Annotated in this window: 24 protein-coding genes and 1 other annotated feature; of the genes, 10 read left to right on the top strand and 14 right to left on the bottom strand. The window is 39.3% G+C overall.

The annotated features are described in order from the left end of the window. Positions 1 to 3 precede the first annotated feature (3 nt). Genes P3L44_RS03180 through P3L44_RS03170 form a run of 3 tightly spaced genes read right to left on the bottom strand, consistent with a single transcriptional unit; the run spans position 4 to position 3034 of the window. Complete coding sequence (locus P3L44_RS03180; RefSeq protein ID WP_164454978.1) at positions 4 to 1272, bottom strand: efflux RND transporter periplasmic adaptor subunit; 1269 nt, start codon at positions 1270 to 1272, stop codon at positions 4 to 6. A 17-nt stretch (positions 1273 to 1289) separates the two neighbouring features. Further along, on the bottom strand, positions 1290 to 1631 hold the full coding sequence (locus P3L44_RS03175) for a copper-binding protein (protein ID WP_227528898.1): 342 nt from the start codon (positions 1629 to 1631) through the stop codon (positions 1290 to 1292). 8 nt (positions 1632 to 1639) lie between these two features. Beyond that, positions 1640 to 3034 (bottom strand): efflux transporter outer membrane subunit, encoded by a 1395-nt coding sequence (locus tag P3L44_RS03170; RefSeq protein WP_140172071.1) that lies wholly within the window; start codon positions 3032 to 3034, stop codon positions 1640 to 1642. Positions 3035 to 3188: 154 nt separating this feature from the next. On the opposite strand from P3L44_RS03170, the gene P3L44_RS03165 reads away from it, so the two are divergent. From P3L44_RS03165 to P3L44_RS03140, 6 genes are all read left to right on the top strand, one after another. Beyond that, positions 3189 to 3872, top strand: coding sequence for a heavy metal response regulator transcription factor (locus tag P3L44_RS03165; RefSeq protein ID WP_140172070.1), 684 nt, complete (start codon positions 3189 to 3191; stop codon positions 3870 to 3872). After that, positions 3865 to 5256 (top strand): Cu(+)/Ag(+) sensor histidine kinase, encoded by a 1392-nt coding sequence (locus P3L44_RS03160; RefSeq protein WP_272661684.1) that lies wholly within the window; start codon positions 3865 to 3867, stop codon positions 5254 to 5256. Before P3L44_RS03165 ends, P3L44_RS03160 begins: the two co-directional genes overlap by 8 nt. Before the next feature lie 107 nt (positions 5257 to 5363). Then, positions 5364 to 5828, top strand: a complete 465-nt coding sequence (locus P3L44_RS03155; RefSeq protein ID WP_094961922.1) for a hypothetical protein — start codon at positions 5364 to 5366, stop codon at positions 5826 to 5828. Positions 5829 to 6036: 208 nt separating this feature from the next. After that, positions 6037 to 6195: a hypothetical protein gene (locus P3L44_RS03150; RefSeq protein WP_164564571.1), complete on the top strand. Its 159-nt coding sequence runs from the start codon at positions 6037 to 6039 to the stop codon at positions 6193 to 6195. Positions 6196 to 6614: 419 nt separating this feature from the next. After that, a complete protein-coding gene (locus P3L44_RS03145; protein WP_036958562.1) occupies positions 6615 to 6845 on the top strand; it encodes a hypothetical protein in 231 nt (76 codons plus the stop codon). Between the two features lie 61 nt (positions 6846 to 6906). Next, positions 6907 to 7584: a hypothetical protein gene (locus P3L44_RS03140; protein WP_272661685.1), complete on the top strand. Its 678-nt coding sequence runs from the start codon at positions 6907 to 6909 to the stop codon at positions 7582 to 7584. A 126-nt stretch (positions 7585 to 7710) separates the two neighbouring features. Here P3L44_RS03140 and thrC read toward each other — a convergent pair whose 3' ends face one another. From thrC to thrL, 4 genes are all read right to left on the bottom strand, one after another. Beyond that, the gene (gene thrC, locus P3L44_RS03135) at positions 7711 to 9006 is read right to left on the bottom strand and encodes a threonine synthase (protein ID WP_272661686.1); all 1296 of its coding nucleotides are present in this window, start codon (positions 9004 to 9006) and stop codon (positions 7711 to 7713) included. Between the two features lie 3 nt (positions 9007 to 9009). Continuing rightward, a complete protein-coding gene (gene thrB, locus P3L44_RS03130) occupies positions 9010 to 9939 on the bottom strand; it encodes a homoserine kinase (protein ID WP_272661687.1) in 930 nt (309 codons plus the stop codon). A 3-nt stretch (positions 9940 to 9942) separates the two neighbouring features. Next, entirely contained in the window at positions 9943 to 12402 is a 2460-nt protein-coding gene (thrA, locus tag P3L44_RS03125; protein WP_272661705.1) for a bifunctional aspartate kinase/homoserine dehydrogenase I, read from the bottom strand. A gap of 24 nt (positions 12403 to 12426) precedes the next feature. After that, positions 12427 to 12548 (bottom strand) — a sequence feature (Thr leader region). Continuing rightward, positions 12487 to 12555, bottom strand: a complete 69-nt coding sequence (gene thrL / locus P3L44_RS22085) for a thr operon leader peptide (RefSeq protein ID WP_071548816.1) — start codon at positions 12553 to 12555, stop codon at positions 12487 to 12489. (Overlaps the previous feature by 62 nt.) Positions 12556 to 13643: 1088 nt before the next feature. Here thrL and arcA point away from each other — a divergent pair. Next, positions 13644 to 14360 carry a two-component system response regulator ArcA gene (arcA, locus tag P3L44_RS03120; RefSeq protein WP_004905684.1) on the top strand — a complete coding sequence of 239 codons (717 nt, stop codon included), beginning with the start codon at positions 13644 to 13646 and terminating at the stop codon, positions 14358 to 14360. Positions 14361 to 14422: 62 nt separating this feature from the next. Here arcA and creA read toward each other — a convergent pair whose 3' ends face one another. Continuing rightward, positions 14423 to 14899, bottom strand: a complete 477-nt coding sequence (creA, locus tag P3L44_RS03115; protein ID WP_004905686.1) for a protein CreA — start codon at positions 14897 to 14899, stop codon at positions 14423 to 14425. Positions 14900 to 15084: 185 nt separating this feature from the next. Between creA and robA the strand changes: the two genes are divergently transcribed. Continuing rightward, entirely contained in the window at positions 15085 to 15999 is a 915-nt protein-coding gene (robA, locus tag P3L44_RS03110) for an MDR efflux pump AcrAB transcriptional activator RobA (protein WP_140172067.1), read from the top strand. A gap of 43 nt (positions 16000 to 16042) precedes the next feature. Here robA and gpmB read toward each other — a convergent pair whose 3' ends face one another. Further along, the gene (gene gpmB, locus P3L44_RS03105) at positions 16043 to 16690 is read right to left on the bottom strand and encodes a 2,3-diphosphoglycerate-dependent phosphoglycerate mutase GpmB (RefSeq protein WP_102138956.1); all 648 of its coding nucleotides are present in this window, start codon (positions 16688 to 16690) and stop codon (positions 16043 to 16045) included. A gap of 52 nt (positions 16691 to 16742) precedes the next feature. On the opposite strand from gpmB, the gene yjjX reads away from it, so the two are divergent. Next, positions 16743 to 17279: an inosine/xanthosine triphosphatase gene (yjjX, locus tag P3L44_RS03100; RefSeq protein ID WP_004914743.1), complete on the top strand. Its 537-nt coding sequence runs from the start codon at positions 16743 to 16745 to the stop codon at positions 17277 to 17279. Between the two features lie 235 nt (positions 17280 to 17514). Here the strand turns inward: yjjX and trpR are convergent, their stop codons facing one another. The 4 genes from trpR to P3L44_RS03080 all read right to left on the bottom strand — a co-directional run bounded on the left by trpR (position 17515) and on the right by P3L44_RS03080 (position 21021). Continuing rightward, positions 17515 to 17832 carry a trp operon repressor gene (gene trpR, locus P3L44_RS03095; RefSeq protein ID WP_004905694.1) on the bottom strand — a complete coding sequence of 106 codons (318 nt, stop codon included), beginning with the start codon at positions 17830 to 17832 and terminating at the stop codon, positions 17515 to 17517. Positions 17833 to 18208: 376 nt separating this feature from the next. Further along, positions 18209 to 20122: a murein transglycosylase gene (gene sltY, locus P3L44_RS03090; RefSeq protein ID WP_180359516.1), complete on the bottom strand. Its 1914-nt coding sequence runs from the start codon at positions 20120 to 20122 to the stop codon at positions 18209 to 18211. 297 nt (positions 20123 to 20419) lie between these two features. Next, complete coding sequence (locus tag P3L44_RS03085) at positions 20420 to 20725, bottom strand: HigA family addiction module antitoxin (RefSeq protein ID WP_272661688.1); 306 nt, start codon at positions 20723 to 20725, stop codon at positions 20420 to 20422. A gap of 14 nt (positions 20726 to 20739) precedes the next feature. Next, entirely contained in the window at positions 20740 to 21021 is a 282-nt protein-coding gene (locus tag P3L44_RS03080) for a type II toxin-antitoxin system RelE/ParE family toxin (RefSeq protein ID WP_272661689.1), read from the bottom strand. A gap of 223 nt (positions 21022 to 21244) precedes the next feature. Here P3L44_RS03080 and ettA point away from each other — a divergent pair, with 223 nt between their 5' ends. Beyond that, positions 21245 to 22912 carry an energy-dependent translational throttle protein EttA gene (ettA, locus tag P3L44_RS03075; RefSeq protein ID WP_004914750.1) on the top strand — a complete coding sequence of 556 codons (1668 nt, stop codon included), beginning with the start codon at positions 21245 to 21247 and terminating at the stop codon, positions 22910 to 22912. A gap of 355 nt (positions 22913 to 23267) precedes the next feature. Here ettA and nadR read toward each other — a convergent pair whose 3' ends face one another. Further along, positions 23268 to 24503, bottom strand: coding sequence for a multifunctional transcriptional regulator/nicotinamide-nucleotide adenylyltransferase/ribosylnicotinamide kinase NadR (gene nadR / locus P3L44_RS03070; RefSeq protein WP_094962742.1), 1236 nt, complete (start codon positions 24501 to 24503; stop codon positions 23268 to 23270). Between the last annotated feature and the right edge of the window lie 23 nt (positions 24504 to 24526).

Raw genomic sequence — 24526 nt, 5'->3', positions numbered from 1 at the left:
ACTCTACTCCTGAGATTTATGTGATGAATGATTAGATGACGCTGATACTTCAGGAAGCGCTTCCATCTTGGCTAATGCACCAGCAATATTCGCTTCAGAATCAATCAAAAAAATACCCTGAGTCACTATATGCTCACCCACTTGTAAGCCTTCAGATATTGCTGTCATTTGTTGAGATTCACTCAGCACTCGTACTCTTTTGGGAATAAATTCACCATTCTCACCAACAGCAATAACATGCTGTTCTTTCCCAGAGTCCACAATGGCTTGTGAAGGGATCAATAAACTTTCATTACCTTCTGCAACTAAATTTAAATATGCTGTCATACCTGGTTTTAATAAATGGTTAGGATCAGCAATTTCTGTACGAATATTAATTGTACGACTTGCTTGATCTGCACTGGGTAATATCAACCAGTTTTTTACAGTAAATAACTGCGAAGGATAGGCAGGAATAGAAACTGTAAATTGTGTTTGTTGATTAAGTAATTCAGCAACTGACTGAGGAACAGATGCATTAATCCATAATGGATCTGTTCCTTGTATTTGTGCGATAACGACTTCTTTGGATACATTCATCCCTAAACGTAGATTAAGTGCAGTAATTACCCCAGAAATAGGTGCTTGAATAGTAAAACGTGTTTGCACTTTCCCTGTTTTAATAAACTGAGAAAGCGCACCTTCTGGCATGCCATTTAAACGTAAACGCTCAATGACACTATTAAGATCTTGTTGGCTCGCATTCATTTGCTTAAGCGCAAGATATTCGCTTTGTGCTTCAACCCATGCAGGGATCGTTAGCTCAGCAATAGGAACGCCTTTTTGGATCCTCTCACCTACTGTGAATGGATAAACTTTTTCAACAAAACCATTTTCGCGTGCTTGTACAATAGCAAATTGATGGTCATTAAACGCAATTTCGGCTGGAAATGTTAAGTCATAGTTTAATTTCCCCCACTTCACATCCACCGTTTTAAGCCCTAAATTTTGTGTCTGTGTTGGGTTAATTGTTACCCCTTTGCTATTCGCTGAAGCCAAGTTTTCATCCGCATATTTAGGAACAAGATCCATATCCATAAAAGGAGATTTCCCTGGCTGATCAAATTTGGTATTGGGATACATTGGGTCATACCAATACAATACGGTGCGTTCTTGTTTTTCAACTGATTGGCTATTATTTTCTATAACGAAAAAATAACGGTAAAATAAAATTGAAATAACGCTCGATAAAATAATTACCAATAGCAATTTGGTCAGGTTAACTAATGACATAACATCTCTCTACCTATTTAGTTTATTTTTTCGACGGATTTCAACATTGAAAGATTACCTTGTTGTACAAATGAAAATTTCAATTCATCATTTTCTTGTAAACCGTTGATCATATTTTCATCTTCATAGGTAAAACGCATCGTCATTGGTGGCCAACCAATGCTTTCTATTTCTTTATGATTTATCGTTAATTTTTTATTATCTTTGTCAATCGAGATTAGCTTTCCTTCAGTGTTAATTGTTGGTTCCGCCGCTTTTTCTGGATAAATAGAGTGGTTATGTTCCGCAGCATTTGCATAACTAGTTGCTGTTAACATCGCCATTGAAATTGCAAAAAATACCGTATTTAATTTTCTCATTATTACCCTCATGATTTTATTAATCCGCCACCTAATGCAGAGAATAAATTTATTTCATTCTTCTGCTGTTCTATTTTCAACATCAATAAATTTTGTTGTTCGGTAAATAAGCTACGCTGTGCTTCAAGCACATCGAGATAGCTTAAACCGCCATATCGATAACTTGCTTGTTTCTGTATTAAGACGTTTTGCAGCGTTTTGACATATTGCTCTTGAGATATAAGCTGTTTTTCTAAGCTCGATTTGAGTACTAGGGTATCTTTTACTTCACGAAATGCGACCTGAATACTTTTTTCATAACTAGCTATAGCTTTGTTTTTTCTAATATTTGCTAATTCTAAATTTCGGCTATTTGTACCACCAGTAAAAATAGGTAGCGTAATTTTAGGAATAAAATTCCAAATACCATTTGAGGAATCAAATAACCCTGTTAAAGAATCATTACTGTTTTCTATTCCTGTATTAAAGGAAATAGAAGGAAAGAAAGCGGCCCTTGCGACACCTATATTGGCATTCTCAGAAATAATGTTTTGCTCTGTTGCCATAATATCTGGGCGTTTTAGTAATATCTCAGAGGGAATATCTGGAGGTGCCGTAATTAAAGGATAGTTTGGCTCGTAGCGTCCTAGACCTGAATTTATTTTTGTTGCGTAGTCATTTGTCAAAAAATTCAGTAAATTTTCATTTTTTGCAATTTCACTTTCAATTTTTTCGATATTAATAGAGATAGACTGTACTTGCCCTTTAGCTTGTTCTAGGTCTGATATCCCTGCTTTTCCTGCTGCGACTTTTTGCATTACAATCGATTGACTATTGAGGTAGCTTTGCTTCGTCTCTTGTGCAATTAATAATAATTTCTGGTTATACACCACATCTAAATACGCTTCTGCTACCGTTTTGATTGTAATAATTTGTGTCGCACGCTTCATCTCTTGAGAAGCGATAAACTTTGCTTTATCGGCATCAGATAAATTTTTAATACGCCCAAAAAAATCCAGTTCATAGCTGATATCAATGCCTGCACTGTATTTCTTATTGAAGGATGACCCAGACTCTAATGATTGGCCATAATCGCCACTCATCGATGAACTAACTTGAGGGTATTTTTCTGCTCCCGCTAGCCCGAAGCGTACACGAGCTTCTTCTACATCTAAGGCCGCAAGATATAAATCGCTGTTTTTCTCAAGCGCAATTTCTATCACGTTTTTCATTTGTGGGTCTTGAATAAATTGAGACCAACTCGGAATGACTAATTCTGTTTTATCCCCCATTACTATATCAGGAACATTGCCACTGAATTGATGAGGCAAATTCAGATTAGGGCGTTGATATTCAGGGGCGAGCGAAACACAACCAGTTAAAATTAGGGCATAAGCTATTATTAATATTTTAGGGGAATACATGGTATAGCCATGCCTCTAGTGATTAAAATTGTCACTATAATAAAAAAGACCTCCTGTTAGATTCATGACATGAAAATGACAAATTTGTCATTTTACATTTCATTGCCGTAATGCTTAGAATAACTACATTGTTTTCCTGACAGCCGGGCCTGAGATGAAACTACTTATTGTTGAAGATGAACATAAAACGAGAGAATACTTATCTAAAGGTTTAAGTGAGTCCGGGTTTATTGTTGATGCGATCGAAAATGGCATTACAGGCCTGCATATGGCGATAACTGAAAACTATGATTTAATTATTCTTGATGTGATGTTGCCAGATATTAACGGTTGGGAAATTGCTAAAAATTTACGTAATACAGGAAAAAATACGCCCATCCTCATGCTTACAGCCTTAGGTAATGTTGAACATCGAGTCAAAGGGCTAGAGTTAGGTGCTGACGATTATCTTATTAAACCATTTGATTTTTCTGAGCTACTTGCCCGAGTAAGAACTTTATTACGTAGAGGCAACAACAGCATCCAGAAAACACAATTTACCATTGCTAATTTACATGTTGATCTAATCAAACGACGTGTGACGCGTGAAAACGACAAGATCATACTAACCAGTAAAGAATTTTCATTATTGGAATTTTTTATTCTTCACCAAGGCGAAGTGCTCTCTCGTTCTCTTATCGCCTCAAAAGTTTGGGATATGAATTTTGATAGTGATACCAATGTGATTGATGTGGCAGTTAAAAGATTAAGAGCTAAAATAGACCAACACTATGAACCTAAGTTAATCCATACTATCAGAGGAATGGGCTATTTACTTGAGATCCCTGAAAATGATTAAGTTGTTTCGATCTCCTGTCTCTATTTCAATTCGCCTTATTGTTTTGATCAGTATTACTCTCTCCCTCGCCTTACTATTATTTAGCTCGATCATGATCAACTCGGTTATGTTGCATTTTAAGCAGCAAGATGAATATACACTTAACCAGTTGAATTTAACGATCCGAAGCTTATTAAATGACAATACAGATCCACAAAGTGAGCAATACGCACGAATTAAAGCCATTATTAATGAGCATCAAGATATTAGTATTTATCTCATTGATAATGAAGAAAATACATTAGCATCTCCCAATGCAACAGATAAACTTATTACGCACTTAAAAAATTATGACCCTGATAAAAATAACCAAGACGTAGAGCTTAGAGATTATCGCCTATCAGAAAGTCTTATTCAGGTGGGTCCTCCTTCAGAACCTAAACAATATCGGTTGGTTACTGCATTATCATTAAATTTTCATCATGATTATCTGAGTTCATTAATAAATAATTTAATTGTCAGCGCTATTATATTGTGCTTATTTACTATTCTTGTCGTTTATTTCCTTGTAATTAAAGGATTAAAACCCCTTAAAGATGTGAGCGATGAAATCAAAAATGTCACTTCCGAAAACTTAAGTGTGCGTTTAGACCCTGATTCTGTACCTAATGAATTAAAACAATTAACAAAATCATTTAATCAGATGTTAGTCAAAATTGAAGATGTTTTCGTAAGACAAACGAATTTCTCAGCAGATATAGCTCATGAAATGCGTACACCTATCACTAATTTAATGACTGAAACCCAAATATCTTTGAGTAAAAATCGCAGTAAAGAAGAACTCGTTGAAGTGTTATATTCTAATTTAGAAGAATATAACCGTCTATCACGAATGATCTCTGATATGCTTTTTCTTGCTCAAGCAGATGATAATAGGCTTATCCCTGAGAAAAAAGTTATTAATATTAAAACTGAAATAGAGCTCATATTTGATTATTTTGAATATCTCGCGGAAGAGAATGAAATAAAGCTTAAGCTAATTGGTGATACAGACCCTATTATGGCCGATAAAGATATGTTAAGAAGAGCAATTACTAACTTAATATCAAATGCTATCCGCTATACCCCAAAGGGGGATTCTGTCAGTATTAATATTTCGAATGTAAAAAATGGTATTGAATTAATTATCAGCAATCCCGGCATGAAAATACCAGAAGAACATTTAGCAAAACTCTTTGACAGATTTTATCGAGTAGATAAATCAAGACAAAGAAAAAATGAAGGGAGCGGAATTGGGTTGGCTATCGTCAAATCAATCATATTAGCGCATAAGGGAAGAATCACTGTAACATCAGATGATTTTTCAACACGTTTTACTGTATTTTTACCTAAGGAACCAAATTAAATATCTACCATAAATGGCAATTTTGTCATCTTGTTGTCAGTATTCAGACAGAAATAAAGCCTTATTATAGTTACAAGATAAATTATCTAACTTAATAAGGATTTGTAATGAAAAAAATTATTTTTGCTTTAACACTTGTAACTGTAACAACACATGTAGCAACCGCTCAAACAGAAAAAGAAATACATTATAATGCAGCGAATGCATTAAATTTCACTGAGAATAATACATCGTATTCTAATCAAAAATCGATTAATGACCACTTGAGTAAGGCGGGTATTTCAGTCAACGATAATATCAACTCAACCCAATCATTTCTTCAATTAGATAGACATACTCAAGCTGCTACCGCATTGAATTTTACTCAAAATAGTACCTCCCCAGCAATGCAGAATATGATCAGTAGCCACCAAAACCAATCACCTAACTATAAAAAATCGATGGTAAAAGTTGCAAAACCATTTTCCGATATGAATGAAAATGAAAAAGCCGTCACCATGTTAAACTTTCATAAAAATAGTTCATCTGCTTCTATACAAAGTAAAATAATAGGATATTCAAAAAATAATTAATTATAACTTTAAAACCATATTATTAAATAAATATTAATATGGTTTTAAATTAAAAAAATAAAATTTAGTTATAGACACAACGAATAGATTTTATTTGACCAATTTCATTTTTTATTACTAAATTGATTGAATATTTATTGAACATCAAGAAAAATAAGTTATTATTTCTAAGCAGTTCATTTCAATACTAACTTTAAAAGGTGATTATATGTTTAAAAAATCAATCATATTTGCATTTTTATTATTTCCAACTCTCTCTTTCGCTACTCCTATTCTTCCTTTCCCACCAGAGCCACCTATCCTAGATATAGACGTAAACGTAGCCTATAACGGAGATGATGATGATGTTTGGCTGAACATCAAATAAAATTCAGAAGACATCAAACAAAGCTTAAGGTAAATTCCCTTCATAATATATAGCCTTATATCCTTTTAATATACTACATTAGGAAACACAGGCCTATATGCTGTTAAAATCAATGGTAAAGTGGAATTGTATTTTAATATATTCCACTTTACTATCCTACCCCATAAAACCCTAATCTTATGATAATTAATTTTAAAACAAAACATTGCCTAGCAAATTATTAATTAATTATCTCAAATAATTCATTATTATTAAATCATTTAAAATATGCACAAAAAAATAAATAATGTTATTTTATATTAACAGTGGAATAAATTTAATTTCACTCTTAGATGAAAATATTAATTACTTATTCAAAATCATGAATTACAATTTCCTTGCAGTTCACTTCAATTTAAACTTTTAATCGAGGATTTTATATGTATAAAGCATCTATTGTCATAGTATCTTTATTATTCCCAATTCTAGCATCTGCAACTTCTTTCCAAGAAAAACATTCTGACAATACTTCGACTTATTCTACTATTTATGAACAAAACCATGGAGGAAATGGAGGGAATGGCGGCCATGGTGGTAATGGAGGAAATGGTGGTAATGGAGGGAATGGCGGCCATGGTGGTAACGGCGGTAATGGCGGCAACGGTAGATAATATATCTCGTCACTAAATATTTCCCTCCTCACTCGATGAGGGGGGAACAGAGGAATTTATCATGTATAAAAATTACATTTCACTTGGCGTCTTATTAATTAGTTCTATTTCATTTTCAGCATACTCTCACTCCTTATTTAATACCCCATCTAATTGTTTATTAAAAAATGAACTCAATATAAATGAAATTAATAATAAAGTATGTTCGATACTCCATGGCCAATATTACTATTCTAAAATGTTTAGCTTTGTAAGTTATGGACAAAACGGAAATTCGGGTCACGCTGGAAATGATAGTCAAGGTGGCCATGGTGGTAACGGTGGTCATGGTGGTCATGGTGGTCATGGTGGACACGGTGGTGATGGCCAAAATGGAGGGAATGGCGGAACAGGATCAAATAACGATAATGGTAGCAATGGCGGAAACGCAGAAAAAGGCAGTAATGGCAATGGAGGAAATGGCGGTAATGGCAGTGTAACTGGAGGTGATGGCGGAAATGGCGGTGATGGAGATGGTGGTGGTAGTGGTGGGAACGGCGGGAATGGAACTGTAAATGGCAATGGGGGAAATGGGGGACATGGTGGAACTAATGGCGGTAACGGAGGTAATGGGGGCAACGGCTCTGGTAGTGGTAATGGTGGCAATGGGGGCAATGGTAGCCAAGGAGGAAAAGGAGGACGCGGTGGACCTGATGGCGGTAAAGATGGGCACGATGGTATTAGCATTAGCTCAATGTGACAAATAAATCCGTTAGAAGTGAATAAGTGATGTGGCAATATGAAACCATATAATTATCTTTATAAAAGATGGTATTACCAATAAAAACGGAAGCTTTCGCTTCCGTTTTTCGTACACTTGCAATTTTTATTGCTTAGGTGCTAATTTCATTAAAAATGCGCGTAATTGTGCAAAGTCAGATGGTAAAAAGTGTGAGAGGAGTGGTAGTTCCGCACGCTCTGCTAACTCTTTCGGTAAAGGTATTGCCTTATTAAGAATTTCTTCAACACTTTCTTTAAACTTAGCTGGGTGTGCCGTGCCTAAAAACAGCCCGTATTCACCTTCTTGCAACTGGTCACGAAGCACACGATAAGCAACCGCAGCATGTGGCTCAGATAAATACCCTTTTTTATCTAATTCACGTACTGTCTCTTTAGTCACGTCGTCACTCACCGCTCCATGGCCTAATTCATCAAGGGACCAACCTTTACGGCGGAATAACTCTTCAATACGAGGCCAGTTGTTTGGCTGGCTAACATCCATGGCGTTCGATAATGTTGCCACAGTTTGCTTTGGTTTCCATTGTCCATCAACAAGGTAACGCGGCACAGTGTCATTTACGTTAGTTGCTGCAATAAAGCGTTTAACCGGTAGGCCCATTGATTTAGCTAATAAACCTGCCGTAAGGTCACCAAAATTACCACTCGGAACCGAGATCACTAATTGATCACGTTTTTCTGCTGGGATCTGCGCGACGGCTTCGAAGTAATAACAAATTTGAGCTAACAAACGACTGATATTGATCGAGTTCGCCGAGTTTAAATACAACGCCTTTTTCAGCTCTTCATCATCAAATGATTGTTTTACTAATGCCTGGCATGCATCGAAGTCATCTTTAATCGCAACCGTATGAATATTTTCACCCAGCGTGCAGAAGAGTTTCTCTTGCAGCGGGCTAATTTTTCCTTCTGGATAGAGAATAACAACTTGCACGTTATTAAGACGATAGAATGCGTGTGCAACCGCGGCTCCTGTATCCCCAGAAGTGGCAGTCAAAATGGTCACCGGCTGCTCACCAGCTACTTGGCCCAATGCCTGAGCCATAAATCTGCCACCGAAGTCTTTAAATGCGAGTGTTGGCCCATGATATAACTCCAACGTTGCTACATCATCTTCAACCTTAGAAACTGGCGCAGGAAAAGCAAACGCGGTTTTAACACGTGCAGCTAATTCTTCTTGTGGAATTTCATCACCAATAAAGGCACTTAAAATTCGGCTGCTACGTGTGACGAAATCTAATTTTAATAATTCGTCGATTTCAGCCGCTGTAAACTCAGGTAAGTCTTGAGGAAAAAATAAACCTTGTTGCTTACCTAACCCCTGCTTAACCGCTTGTGCAAAACTTACTTGTTCATTGTTATCTTTTAAATTATACAGTTTCATTATTTACCCTATTGTCCTTGCCCCGGCCAGATCCAAACGGCAGATATGCACAAAGCCTTCATCATTCTGAATATAATGTTGTTGCAAGTAGCTCGCCATTTTTTCAGCGATATTTTTCTCATCGCAAATAGCAAACAATGTTGGCCCTGAGCCAGAGATACCACAAGCCAATGCACCGATTTCTTTTGCATTTTGACGTGCTGCCGCAAAACCGGGTAATAATTGTGTACGATAAGGCTCTGCGACAACATCTTGGATCATCGTTGCGGCAAGTAACGGCTGGTTTGTATGGCATGCATGAATAAACCCTGATAAGTATCGACCATGGTTTACTATATCGTGGCGTGGGTAGCTATCAGGCAGGATCGCTCGCGCTTCTGCTGTCGATACCTTAATTCCAGGGTAAGCCATAACCCAATACCAATTTTCAAATGCAGGTACAGGCTGAGAAATAATGCCATTTTGTTCGATAATCAGCTGCAAACCACCTAAAAAACACGGTGCGACGTTATCATAGTGCACACTTCCTGAAATACGCCCTTCGAGCTCCCCCATCATGCCAAGCAGTTGAGTATCATCGAATGGTTTCTCTGCAAATTCGTTAAGCGCCATCAGTGCAGCGACAACAGAACAGGCGCTAGAACCGAGCCCTGAACCAATTGGCATATTTTTTTCAAGCGTCATCGCGACATTTAATGGCCTACCAAGGCGCTCACAAAACAACTGCCAGCACTGGTAAACAATATTGTGTTCATTTTTTTTCGGCAGCTTAGCAACGAATTTTCCTTGATTCGTCAGGGAAAAAGTATCCGCAGCTTCAATTGTTACACAATCACCTAATAGTGAACCGTCAGCAGGCGAAACAGCTGCCCCAAGGACATCAAACCCGACGCTCACATTACCAATTGAAGCCGGTGCATAAACTTTAATCACTTATTAAACTCCCAATTTCCATGAAAGGGTACGCAGCATATCCGCAAATACACCAGCAGCAGTAACATCATTACCTGCGCCATAACCTCTTAATACTAAAGGAATTGGTTGGTAATAGCGTGTATAGAAAGCCAGTGCATTTTCACCATTTTTAACCTTGAAGAGTGGGTCATTACCATCAACAGCGACGATTTTCACTTGGCAGCGCCCTTCTTCAATCAGCCCAACATAGCGTAACACTTTTTCTTCCGCTTCTGCGGCTTTTATACGCTGTGCAAATTGCTCGTCCAGTTGTGGCAAACGTGCCATAAACTCAGAAACAGGGCCACTGCTATCAAAGTCCGAAGGTAAAACAGGTTCAATTTCAATATCTTGCAATTCTAAATGATAACCCGCTTCACGCGCTAAAATTAATAATTTACGCGCAACATCCATACCTGATAAATCATCACGAGGATCTGGTTCTGTGAAACCTTTTTCTTTCGCAAGTGTTGTGGCTTCTGATAAAGACATACCTTCGTCTAATTTACCAAAAATGAATGATAAAGATCCTGATAAAATTCCGCTAAAGTGAACCAGTTCATCCCCTGCATTTAGTAAGTTTTGTAGGTTTTCAATAACTGGCAACCCTGCACCTACGTTAGTGTCATAGAGGAATTTACGTTTCGAGGTTTCACTTGCCGCACGTAATTGATGGTAGTAATCCATCGATAATGTATTGGCTTTTTTATTCGGTGTAACCACATTAAAGCCGTCTTTCAAGAAATTGACATACTGCTCTGCGATTTCCTGATTTGATGTGCAATCAATAATGACAGGGTTCAAGAAATGGTATTCACGTTCTAAGCGAATTAAACGGCTTAAACTAAATGGCTCTTTCGCTTCCGCTAGCTCCGCTTTCCAGTTATCTAAATCAATCCCTTGCATATCCGTTAACATTGCGCGTGAATTTGCAATACCACATACACGCAGATCAATATGCTTTTGTTTTAACCATTGTTGCTGGCGGTGAATTTGTTCAATTAATGCATTACCAACACCACCCACACCGATGATAAAGGCTTCGATAACTTGCTCTGCATTAAATAGCATTTGGTGACATAAGCGTACCGCTGTTGTGGCAGACTCATTGGCAATAACGGCAGAAATAGAACGTTCAGAAGACCCCTGTGCGATAGCGACAATATTGATGTTACCGCGAGTTAAAGCCGAGAAGAAACGCGCCGAAATGCCCTTCAAAGTGCGCATTCCATCCCCCACAACTGAAATAATCGCTAACTGCTCCATCACATCCAGTGGATCAAGTACGCCATCTTTCAGCTCTAAGTAAAATTCTTCTTCCAGTGCAGCGCGAGCTCTCAATAACTCATTTTGCGGAACACAAAAACTAATACTGTATTCCGATGAAGACTGTGTGATCAGAACGACAGAGATCCCTTTGCGAGACATGACGGAGAAAATGCGAGCAGCCATCCCCACCATCCCCTTCATTCCGGGGCCGGATACGTTGATCATCGCCATGTTATTCAGGTTGGTGATTCCTTTCACTGGCGTGCTCTCATCGGTTTGCCCATCACCAATTAAAGTACCTGGAGCGCTTAAATTAGTGGTATTTTTTATCAGGCAAGGGATTTGGAATTGAGCAATTGGGGCGATGGTACGAGGGTGAAGAACTTTGGCTCCGAAGTAGGATAACTCCATGGCCTCTTGGTATGACATGCCTTTTAACAAACGCGCATCAGGCACCAAACGCGGGTCACAAGTATAGACCCCATCAACATCAGTCCAAATTTCACAACAATCAGCACGTAAGCAGGCCGCTAAAACCGCAGCAGAATAATCAGACCCATTACGGCCTAATACTACTAATTCACCTTTTTCATTACCCGCTGTGAAACCTGCCATTAAGACAAAATGATCTTTCGGTATATTTAAATCGGCAATACGTTTAGTTGACTCATTTATATCAACCGTAGATTCAAGATAATGACCTTTCGCAAGTAAACTCTCAACTGGGTTAATAACCGTCACATTATGGCCGCGTGCTTTTAGCACTGATTCCATAATGGCGATAGAGAGCTTTTCACCACGGCAGATAATTGATGCGTTAATGCTGTCCGGACATTGCCCGAGAAGAGTAATACCATGCAGTACTTGTTTGATTTGTGCGAATTCTTGTTCTGTCAGTTTTTTTAACCGATCATATTCAAAACCAGGTTGTTTTTCTTTTAATCCTTTTAAAAGGTTAGCAAAAATCATTTCAGCATCATTAACATGCGTGATGACATCTTGTCCTGCAACCGTTTTTTCAATCATAGCAACCAGATGGTTTGTGATTTTTGCTGGTGCAGATAGCACCAAAGCCACTTGTCCATCTGCTAGTTTACTTTCAGCGATGTCAGCAACATTCAGTACTCGTTCGTCATTTGCAACCGAAGTACCGCCAAATTTAAGCACACGCATGGTATTTCTCTCCTGAATTAACACCAAAAAAAAGCCCGCATCGGTTAAGTATGCGGGCTTTTTCATTTTTATTTTTTGGATGCGTCAGCCCGCCCCGTTTCCTGTGGTTACGGTGGTGGTGGTAATAATAATAGTCAGGCTGATATTACGCATAGATTCTGTCTGTCTCTTAGATTCTTTAAGTTTCTCTCTATACGGTTAAAGCAATTGGTATATTTTGTCAAATTTATTTGCAAAACATCCCTTTTATCTCCCTTTTTTTATTCGATAAATTATCTGCCAGCACGAAAAACTCATTCACAAAAAGACACTCATTACATCAAATGCAGTGTTAAAAACCAAGATAACAAAGATTTAAAGATTAATAATTTTTTACTCAATGAAAAACCAAAATGACTATTAAATAGGCAATAGAGATAGCCTTCAGTAATTTCCTGTGAAGAGAATCAAGATGAGAAGATGAGCAACAACGACCAGCTTAATTGATGCATTTAGCAGCTATATTTCTTATCATTTACCCCATGTTCATCAATATATGAGCGCCAATATCAACAGATTACACAGGTGCGTATTAATACTTAGTCTCATGACTTTTTCATTCGTTTAAATTACAAACAGATGCTATGGAATTGTTAAAAAATAGTCACATCAAAATAAAATAAGTATTTTTCCTAATTAAATGAAACAAAAAATTACAGACTAAATATTTACATCCTGTTATCTCTAACAAGATAAATTTTTCACCTTTTTTTGTAGCAAAATAACATTTCAAAATTGGAGGTAGGTCACAAATTAAACATTATTTATGATGGTATATTTAACCCATTGAAGACTATATTCATTAATACCCAGCCGAAGCCCCCTTGGGCATCAACTATTCCCCTTTTTTAGACGCTATCTGATTCCTAAACACTGCATTAATTTATATAATTATCTACCTAACAATTTTTGTTAACGTGCTACAATTGATTTTGATATGTATCAACAAAAGTTAGTTTTTTAGGTGGTAAATGCAGTATTAGCTGTTATATTGCTGTTAACAGTACAATATTGGGAAAGTGCTTATATTTTGGCTTGTTGTTAAAGTCTTTTGCCCAAGATGGTAACATAATGGCACTATTGAATTTCAAAACAAATTTATACTCATAAACGTGTTTTTCCAGAGAAAAATATCAATAACCACCTAACTGGAAACGGCTTGTGAGTTCAGTATTTTTATTTTAATACTTTAGGTAGCAACTATGCAGACCCCACACATTTTGATTGTTGAAGATGAAATTGTCACACGCAATACGCTTAAAAGCATATTTGAAGCGGAAGGCTATGTGGTTCATGAGGCAACTGATGGCGAAGAGATGAATAATGTTCTCTCTGAGCATGACATCAATTTAGTCATCATGGATATTAATTTACCAGGTAAAAACGGTTTACTACTTGCTCGCGAACTTCGTGAACAAGAAAGCATTGCGTTAATGTTCTTAACAGGACGTGATAACGAAGTCGATAAAATCCTTGGCCTTGAAATTGGTGCTGATGACTATATCACTAAACCATTTAACCCACGTGAACTGACTATTCGTGCGCGCAACCTACTGTCTCGTACTATGAATTTAGCGGGTGGTACGGAAGAACGTCGTTTAGTGGAAAGCTATAAGTTTAATGGTTGGGAATTAGACATCAACAGCCGTTCATTAGTCAGCCCTGCTGGTGAACACTACAAATTACCACGTAGTGAATTCCGTGCGATGCTACATTTCTGTGAAAACCCAGGAAAAATTCAGACTCGCGCAGACCTGCTGAAGAAAATGACAGGCCGTGAATTGAAACCACATGATAGAACTGTTGACGTAACGATCCGTCGTATTCGTAAACATTTTGAATCAACACCTGATACGCCAGAAATCATTGCAACCATCCACGGTGAAGGCTATCGCTTTTGCGGTGATTTAGACGAATAATCAATTTTGAATTGATATTCAAAAAACCGGCTAAATAGCCGGTTTTTTATCATCTAAATTAATCACCAAGGCATAATCGGTACTGCACTTAACGCATTTTTTGGTGAGCCGTCGATCATCTTATCTGAATAAGTCAAATAAATTAATGCATTACGTTTTGGATCGTAAAAGCGTACAACCTGTAATTTTTTGAAGACTAAAGACGTTCGTTTTTGAAAGACAACTTGCCCTTTCGTCGGTTTGCGTTTGACACGGTCATTTAACTCGATCGGCCCAACTTGCTGACATGAAATGGCAGCATCAGAGGTGTCTTCTGCTAAACCTAAACCCCCTTTGATCCCCCCTGTTTTTGAACGACTTAAATAACAAGTCACATTGTCAACATCAGGGTCATCAAATGCTTCAACAACAATTTTATGATCAGGGCCGAAAATTTTAAAAACAGTATCGACTGAACCGATTTCTTCAGCAAATGTGATGCTCGGCAACGCTGATAATAATGCTGCAAGTACGATATTTTTTAATCTGGAACGACGCATACTGAATTTCCTATTCAACTAAAAATCGATAAAACCTCGTAGTGGCACAAGATTTATTATTCACTTTCTTAACTAATTATCAAATACAACTCATTTACTATAAACGAAAAAGATAACTTGATATAGAATAGCAATTCATTGATAGATTATATCTGTTCTATAAGTCGCATTGGCTGGGGATATACATGGATCAAACTAATATTATTCGCGACTTGCTTCGCTGGATAGATGACAATCTGGATAAACCACTCTCGCTAGATAATGTTGCCGCAAAAGCGGGCTACTCTAAGTGGCATTTACAAAGAATGTTCAAAGAGGTGACAGACCAAGCGATTGGGGCTTATATTCGAGCTAGAAGGCTTTCTCGGGCAGCGGTTGCATTGCGGCTAACAAGCCGACCAATTCTTGATATTGCTCTGCAGTATCGATTTGATTCGCAACAAACTTTTACTCGAGCCTTTAAAAAGCAATTTAACCTAACTCCAGCGTTTTATCGTCGGAGTGAAGAATGGTGCGCTGCAGGTATTTGTCCACCGATTATTTTAGATAATCACACCAATATTGAACATGAATTCCTACAAATGCCAGCACAAGAGCTGGTTGGCTTGGAACAAAGTTGCTCTTATGCGCTAGAAGAGTGGTCGACCGCTTGTTCCCAAATGCGCCAAACATTTTGGCACTACTATTTGGATAATACGACGACTATTGCGTCTGAAGTTTTTGGCTTGCACCATGCCATTCATAATCCAGAAAAAGAAGATGAACAAACGGTATTCTATACCACTGCGGTAAAACCTGAGGATGCGAGTTTTAACACTGACCAGTACACGAGTTTAACGCTACCAAGTGGCCATTATGTTAAATTTTCGTTCAATGGGACGCCAACTCGAGATGCATTACAAGAGTTTTTGTACCAAATTTATGGCGTATATTTACCTAAGCTGAATTTAACGCGTCGACCAGGTTATGATATCGAACATTATCGATTAAAAAACATCGATTTACGTCATATCACCCCAGAAAATGATGACCCCAAGACACACATCGATACCTTTGATTATTATGTACCAATCAAAACAGATTCGACCGCAACCCCCTAAAGCAGAGGAGTTTCAGTTTGTTGAAACTCCTTTTTCTAAATAGTTAACCTTGTTGCTCATCGAGAGCTGGCTGCGATAAGTGTGTAACCTCACCGGCTGTTTCAACTATCCAACCATTCGCAAGCCATGGGCTGTTTTGGTAATCAACACGAGATAGTGAACAATTACGTAAACGTAAGCGGCGTTCTGAATAGGCAGGAACCCCCATAATACGGCTAATTAACGTACTTAACGCAATGCCGTGACTAACAATCAGTGGGCGACTCCCTTCAGGCAAATCTAAACAACTATTTAGTGCTGCAAACATGCGTGTATACAGCTCCTCCATCGATTCACCCTCTGGAATTCGTCCTCCACGAGTGCCATCAATTAAGCTTTTACGCCACTGTTCTTCCTCTGGCGTTAACGACTCTATTGCTCTTTGCTCAAGAACGCCCATATTTAGTTCACGTAGACGCGGTTCTGTGGTAATTTCACACCCGCATACACTTGCAATTATTTGTGCAGTTTCCAGTGTGCGTCCCATATCACTAGTGATAATATGGGTAATGCCTTCTGACTTTATCCTCTCAGCCACCTGCCTTGCTTGCAGTCGTCCAGTGGCGGTCAGAGGGCTATCGGATTGTCCCTGGATGCGACGAGCTAAATTCCATTCAGTTTCGCCATGGCGAACAAGATAAACCTGTAACATAGATGTGTTCCGTTATTACTTTTCGAAGTATGTGTTCAAAGGAAAATAATTAATGTACCAAGTTATAGCTGCAACGACTAATCCTGCCAAAATTAAAGCGATCCATCTTGCTTTCGATGCTGTTTTTGGGGCTGGCAGTTATCAAATTGAAGATATTAATGTCGATAGCAGTGTTCCACAGCAACCTATCGGTAATAATGAAACCCGTACTGGGGCTAGACAACGCGTTATGGCCTCTAGGCAAGTTCGCCCCGAAGCGGATTTTTGGGTTGGCATTGAAGCGGGTATCGAAGACGATATGACATTTGCTTGGATAGTGATTGAACATAAGCAAATACGCGGTGAGTCTCGCTCTGCCAGTATTATGATCCCAGAAAAAATTCTGGCGGGTATTCGTGAAGGCCGCGAACTCGGTGATGAAATGGCCTTTTTAACAGGCATCGATAATATCAAACAACAAGGTGGTGCCATTGGTTTTTTCACTGATGGGGTATTAACTCGCACTAGTGTTTACCAACAAGCCTTGATATTGGCCTTAGTTCCCATTAAGCATGAAATTTATAAAGAGCTAAACCAAGTAGAAGATTAATTATACTTAAAATAATTAAAATTGCATGTGCGATTAAACACCACTCTTTTCACACTAAAGTATGGGAAACCATACTTTTTTTATGCCTATTTATCTAAAATATAAATACCCTTTATATTCTAAATAGCTCGGATTGTGGGAAAAAAGCGGCAAAAGAGCAGCAGCATACACAAGTATGCGATTCGGGTAACCGAATGCAGCCAACAACGCCACAGCGCAAAATATGACGCGTATTTTAGAGAAGTTGCTGCTCTAACCACTCCTTTACAGAAATAGGAGCTGATTTCAAACTATTCGAACCCCGAGTAATAGTTGCTATTCCCACTCCTAGCTCATTTTTCAGTTCTCTTTGGCTCATTTCACCGCGCATCAGTTCTTGTACAATTTTAACGCGAGTCGCTAACGCTGTACGCTCATCTGGTGTGAGTAATAACTGAAGAACTGGCAGATGAATATCTTGTTCAAATGCCAATTGTAATAAATTCACAAAGCGCAGCCAGTCAGCGTTCTCATCGGCAGTCAGCGCCGGGTCATGTTGTTGATTTGCTGTCATCGTTTATCCACCCATACTATTTAACTAGTACAAATAATAACACACTCTTATTAGAAATCATCAACCAAACGCGTCTCAAGCTTCAATAACACAAAAAGCAACCAAATTTCATTTAATTACTGCATTAATACGCTAAATAGTTTGAGTTGTGACTAGGCGACCAGCGAGGATAGCTCGGGGAGCATACACCTGTATGCAACTAAAGCTAACATACGAAGCCCCTATAAATCGAAATATAAAAAATATGAATACTCAAAATAGTTCGGATTGTAGGTAGGCGGCAAGTGATGCTAAGCCCTAGGAGCATACACAAGTATGTGACTAGGGTTAGCAAACGTAGCCAACACCCCTACAATTCGAAATATGAAGAGTATTTTTAGTATTTCATATTCCATTCATTCGAAAGCAACACCTTACTATTCTTCTGCCCCATAAAATGTCGATAAAATAAATCATACGATAGAACATTTTTCACATAACCGCGGGTTTCTGAGAACGGGATGCTTTCAACAAACGCGACCGCATCAATACGCCCACCACTGTTACCTAACCAACGAGTCACACGGGATGGGCCTGCATTATAAGCCGCACTGGCTAAAATGCGGTTATTACCAAACTGCTGATAAACATCTTCCAAATATGCTGTTCCCAGCTCAATATTGGTCGTAGGATTAGTTAATTGACTAGCATTTACGTAGTTAATACCTTGTTTTTGCGCGGTATGTTTTGCTGTTGCTGGCATCAATTGCATCAAACCTGTCGCTCCGACAGGTGAGCGAGCTTGTGGATTCCACGCACTTTCTTGGCGAGCGATTGCCATTGCATAGCTCTTTTGAATATCTTTCGATTTGGTATATAAATTGAATTCTTTATCCCACGCTAATGGGAAACGTTCTTCTAGGTGATCCCAAAGTTTAGCAGTGATAGTCGCCTGCACGCTGAGATCAGCCCATTTATTATCAAACGCATAACGCGCTAATTGCTCTTGCTGGTTGGCAGGTAGCGATGCCACTAAACTCACCCATTCAGAACGAGCAAGGTTGTCTAGCTCCCAATACATTAACTCTCTAACACGCTGAACTTCTGGGAGTTGACTGACGCTTGAGTCTGGTTTAACAGCCGTTTTAACATATACAGGGTAATCTACTTCTAAGACTTGTGCTGCAACCATTGGGTAGAAACCGCGTTTTTCAGTTAATTGGCGAAGTAACGTCTCACCTTCTGCTTTTTTACCTGCATCAATTAACGTGATGGCCTGCCAATATTGCCATTCTTCTTTATTTTTCACTTCCGCTGGCAAGCGATTTAACCATGAAGCGACACCTTTCTTATCGCCAGCCCCTAATGCTAAACGAACACGACGCTCTTTCAATGACGATGAATTGCTTTCTTGAATGGTCTCATCACGCCATTGGGCCTGTTCAGGGGTCACATCACCCATATATTGCCAAGCAATACTGTCTTTAAGTAACTGCTTTTCTGCCATATTCATTTTTTGTGCAGAACTTATGCTATTAAGTACTGTACGAGCCGCATCAGGAGATTGGCGCGCATAACGGCTAAAGGCCGCGATGGTGGCTTGGCGAGTAAAATCCGTTGGCGTCATCGTTTTAGCGAATGTCACGACTGAGGCTGGGTCATTTTGTAATTTCACTAGCGCATCACCAATCGTTTTATAACTGGTTGGTAAGCGTTTTGCTAAATAACTAGCAATCGATGTATTGCCCTCTTTTATGGCTAAATTAATACGCTCAAGGGTCATCTCAGGGGTTAAATAACCCGCTTTTTCCCATTCGTTAAATAATTTATCACAAGCACTCGGCATTGAACGGCCATTTAACCAAGCTTTTTCTGCCCCTTGCCAAGCAACTTGTTTATTTCCCACAGCCCAATTAGCAAAATAAAAATTACATTGGGCTTCGGCAGGTTTTGGCGCCTCAGGGCTAAATTCAAGCAGCGATTTCCACTCTTGGCGGCGAGCTAGTTCGTTGACAAAGCGTGTTTTGAGATTTTTAGCGACAGGCAAGGTTGGGTAGGTATTAATAAACTCCTGAACTTGTCGTGGCGAGATAATATCCAAGTCTTGAGTTAACTCACGATAAGCGAGATAAGGGTAAAGTGGATAATCATGCAAGGTCGGCAGCAAGCGCTCGACTTCATCCATTTTATTGGCATCCCATGCAACCTTAATTGCCTGATAACGCTCCCGTTGTGCCTGTAAGGAATCCGCCCATACTGCGCTGGAAACCAGCAACATTGTCACAGGTACTGCCGCTAACCAACCTTTCATATTCACTCGCTCCATCGCTAAACTAAAGTCAAAATACAGGAAAGACCTTAACCTATATATACCCCAAATAATTCGAGTTGCAGGCAAGCGACAAGCGAAGATAGACAGGGGCATAGATAAACTATGCGACTCGGCTAGCTGAGCGTAGTCACTTATACCTCAACGAAAAGCGCTGCGACTTGAAGGATTATAGGTATATTAAACATATATCAATAATGTTAATGCTACCGAAAGTTTTTATTTAGTAACAGCAGAGAGTTCTTGAATTTTTCGACTTTACAGTCTTTTACGTACCATTCAGTCCATGAATGACTTACAACCTTCCCTCCGCGGAAATAAAGGTTTAATGGCGGGGCGTTTTTCCAAAGAAGCTTGCCAAAGTTCATACTGGGCTTGCATCTCAACCCACATTTCAGCACTGGTTCCGAGTGCCATTTCTAATCGTATCGCCATATCTGCCGAAATACCGCTATTACCGTTGAGAATACGCGAGAGAGTTGTACGTGTTACCTCCAATGTTTTTGCAGCTTCAGTGACTGAAATACCCTCTAAATATTCACGTAAAACGATACCCGGATGTACTGGATTATGCATTTTGCTCATTATGTTCACCTTACTTAATGATAATCTTGATAATCAACGAGAATGGCATCTTCACCCTCAAGTTTAAATGTGAGTCGCCAGTTTCCATTCACTGATATTGCCCAATGATGCTGCAAATCTCCCCGTTTTAATTGATGGAGATTCCAACTTGGTGCAGACATATCTTGTGGTTTTTTAGCAACATTGAGCGCAGTCAGTTGTACCCGTAACTTTGTTATGTGCTTCGATTGAATACCAGACGTAATGCCCATTTTAAAAAAGTGTTCAATTCCTTTATGTTTAAAACTTTTTATCATGGCCAACTTTTTGTATAGCGTATAGACACACTATACACCCACAAATTGATAATAGGAAGTCATCAAGCTTGTATCACTGAGAGGGATGGATGATCTTCTGATGTTCAGGTATAGTTCTAGAAAATTATATAGCTGTTTATTAAATGCTTTTCAGCCTAAGCTTGTTAAAGCAAAAATAGACTAAAAAACTAAAATTCCCTTTACAAATCAAAAGGTAAATAAATTGGCTCAATACGTCTACAGTATGTATCGGGTTGGAAAAATTGTTCCACCGAAACGTCATATTTTAAAAAATATCTCTCTGAGCTTCTTTCCGGGGGCTAAGATCGGTGTTTTAGGTCTTAACGGTGCCGGTAAATCAACGTTACTGCGTATTATGGCGGGTATTGATACCGATATCGAAGGTGAAGCACGTCCACAACCGGGTCTGAAAATCGGCTATCTTCCGCAAGAACCGAAGCTAAACCTTGAGCACACCGTACGCGAAGCTGTTGAAGAAGCGGTTAGCGAAGTGAAAAATGCATTAACACGCTTAGACGAAGTTTATGCAGCTTACGCGGAAGAAGGGGCAGATTTCGATAAACTCGCGAAAGAGCAAGGCGAGTTAGAAGCCATTATCTCCGCACAAGATGGTCATAATTTAGACAACCAATTAGAGCGAGCGGCGGATGCACTGCGCCTGCCAGCTTGGGATGCTAAAATTGAAAACCTTTCTGGGGGTGAACGTCGTCGTGTCGCCATTTGCCGCTTACTACTCGAAAAACCCGATATGTTGCTGCTCGATGAGCCAACCAACCACTTGGATGCCGAGTCTGTTGCCTGGTTAGAGCGTTTCTTACACGACTACGAAGGTACTGTTGTGGCTATCACGCATGACCGTTACTTCTTAGATAACGTCGCGGGTTGGATCCTCGAACTTGACCGTGGTGAAGGTATTCCTTGGGAAGGTAACTACTCTTCTTGGCTTGAGCAAAAAGATGAACGTTTGGCGCAAGAAGCCTCCACAGAAGCCGCTCGTCGTAAATCTATCGAGAAAGAGCTTGAGTGGATCCGCCAAAATCCAAAAGGCCGTCAGGCTAAAGGTAAGGCGCGTTTGGCTCGCTTTGAAGAGCTCAATAGCGTTGAATATCAAAAACGTAATGAAACCAGCGAGCTATTTATTCCACCTGGGCCGCGTTTAGGGGATAAAGTTATCGAGGTTGAAAACCTAAGTAAATCTTATGGTGATCGCGTTCTGATTGATAACCTGAATTTCTCAATCCCGAAAGGGGCAATTGTGGGAATTATCGGCCCTAACGGTGCAGGTAAATCAACGCTGTTCCGTATGATTTCAGGCCAAGAGCAACCGGACTCCGGCTCAATCACGTTAGGTGATACCGTGAAAATTGCCTCTGTTGACCAGTTCCGAGATGCGATGGACGACAGCAAAACTGTCTGGGAAGAAATTTCTAACGGCCAAGACATCATGCGTATTGGTAACTTTGAAATTCCAAGCCGCGCTTATGTGGGTCGCTTTAACTTTAAAGGCGTTGACCAAGGTAAACGTGTGGGTGAGTTATCTGGTGGTGAACGTGGCCGTTTACATTTAGCCAAACTACTGCAAGTGGGCGGTAACGTCCTGTTACTCGATGAACCAACCAACGACCTCGACGTTGAAACTTTACGTGCGCTGGAAAACGCCCTGTTAGAGTTCCCGGGCTGTGCCATGGTTATTTCCCATGACCGTTGGTTCCTTGACCGTATTGCAACCCATATTATTGATTACCAAGACGAAGGTAATATTACGTTCTTCGAAGGTAACTTCTCTGAATATGAAGATTACAAAAAACGGACGTTAGGCGCGGAAGCGTTGCAGCCACATCGTATGAAGTATAAGCGTATGACCAAATAATCCCTGTCATAATTTAGAATTATAGCGGTGTTGGCTGCTTTCGTGAGCCCTAGTCACATACTGGTGTATGCTCCTAGGGACTCACTCTCTTGCCGCCTACCTATAATTCAAATTATTTAAGGGATCGATATCATATAGATAGAATCAAAACGGCATCGTCATTAGATGCCGTTGAGGTTGCTGACAAAGCGGGATAAAAGCGTGGTTTTTCCCGCTTTGTGTTATCAGCCGAAAATCAATAAATTGATTTTCCTAGTTTATTTTCAAAACCTATTCGACTTGCCGCCAAACATAATATGTTTGTCAGTAGTCTGAACGGCATCATTAGATGCCGTTTTTTATTGGGTGACTTTATTTATAAGTCATCCAACATCAGTAACTGCTGAACAAGGGTGACGCACTCCAAGAAACGTGTGTCATAATCTGAGGATTCTACACGCACAAATTCAATATTGTTTTTCTTAAGCATTTCAATAAGTAAGCCTTGGAACGCTTTCCGGTCTTTATCACTCCCCAAGCTTCTTAAACCATCTGCCACCCAAGGGGTATTATTCTCTAAAACTATGACTAAATCGAATCGGTATTCGTCTATCAATGCCTGAACAAATGGATGCTCTTTACCTTCATAACGCAAACAAAAGGCTTGAGTCGTGACAAAGTCAGTATCAATAAATGCCACTTTATTAGCATATTTCACTGCGAAATCAATATATTGCGCGTGTCCTAATGCGATTTTGTCGTAGTCAGAATATTGCAATGCCATCTCATCACCACCTAAGTGGCTAAACACATAGTCTCGGCCATATTCCCATGCACTGGATGTATTGAAAATATTGGCTAACTTATTGACTAACGTCGATTTACCACTTGACTCACCACCAAGAATGGCGACTTTACGCACAAAGAAGGGTTTCACTTCTGTTGGAATATATTCCCAATAACGAAATGGCGCTTGGCGAATTTGGTTACCACTGATATTCATAAATGTGCGCTCAGGGTCAATCAAGATGGTTTCGATACCTAAATATTTTTTATACCGCGGCACGTCATTCACTTCCCCTGAATAGATAAAACTTGGATTAATATTATGCTTTTTCAAAAAGCCTTTCATTCCATCACTCCACACTTCCCAACCGTGTGGATATGGCTCTATGCCATTTTCATCAAATGAGTGAATATGAATATTCTTTTGATATTTAAAAGTTTGTAATAACCAGCGTAAACGGTCGCTTACTGTGGGTTGTTGAGACATAGAACTGTTAACAAACAAGTCTTTATCACGGGGTTCATCATGGCAGAGAATGACGTGGAGCTCATCGACTTGGCTACATGCCCGTTGAATCAAATAAATATGCCCAGTATGTAATGGATAAAATTTGCCAAACACCACGCCAATCGTTTTTTGCTGAATAGGGTACTCAAGGCCTAGAAAACGATGCAATGCCGCGATTTTTTGTGCGCTGGGGCTTTTAATTTTGTCGTTAATCAACTGGCTGAGATAGCCTTTGGTCATATCTGTCGCATCCGCAACTTGCTGGAGCGTGTAACCCGCTCGTTTGATTGCGTTTTTAAGATAGTCAAATTCAGCCATGTATTTTCCTTTTACCCTAGATT

Source organism: Providencia sp. PROV175 (assembly GCF_032707045.1).
Taxonomy (GTDB): Bacteria; Pseudomonadota; Gammaproteobacteria; order Enterobacterales; family Enterobacteriaceae; genus Providencia; species Providencia hangzhouensis.
Note: the sequence above shows the minus strand (reverse complement) of the source record. Positions and strands in the feature narration are given on the sequence as shown.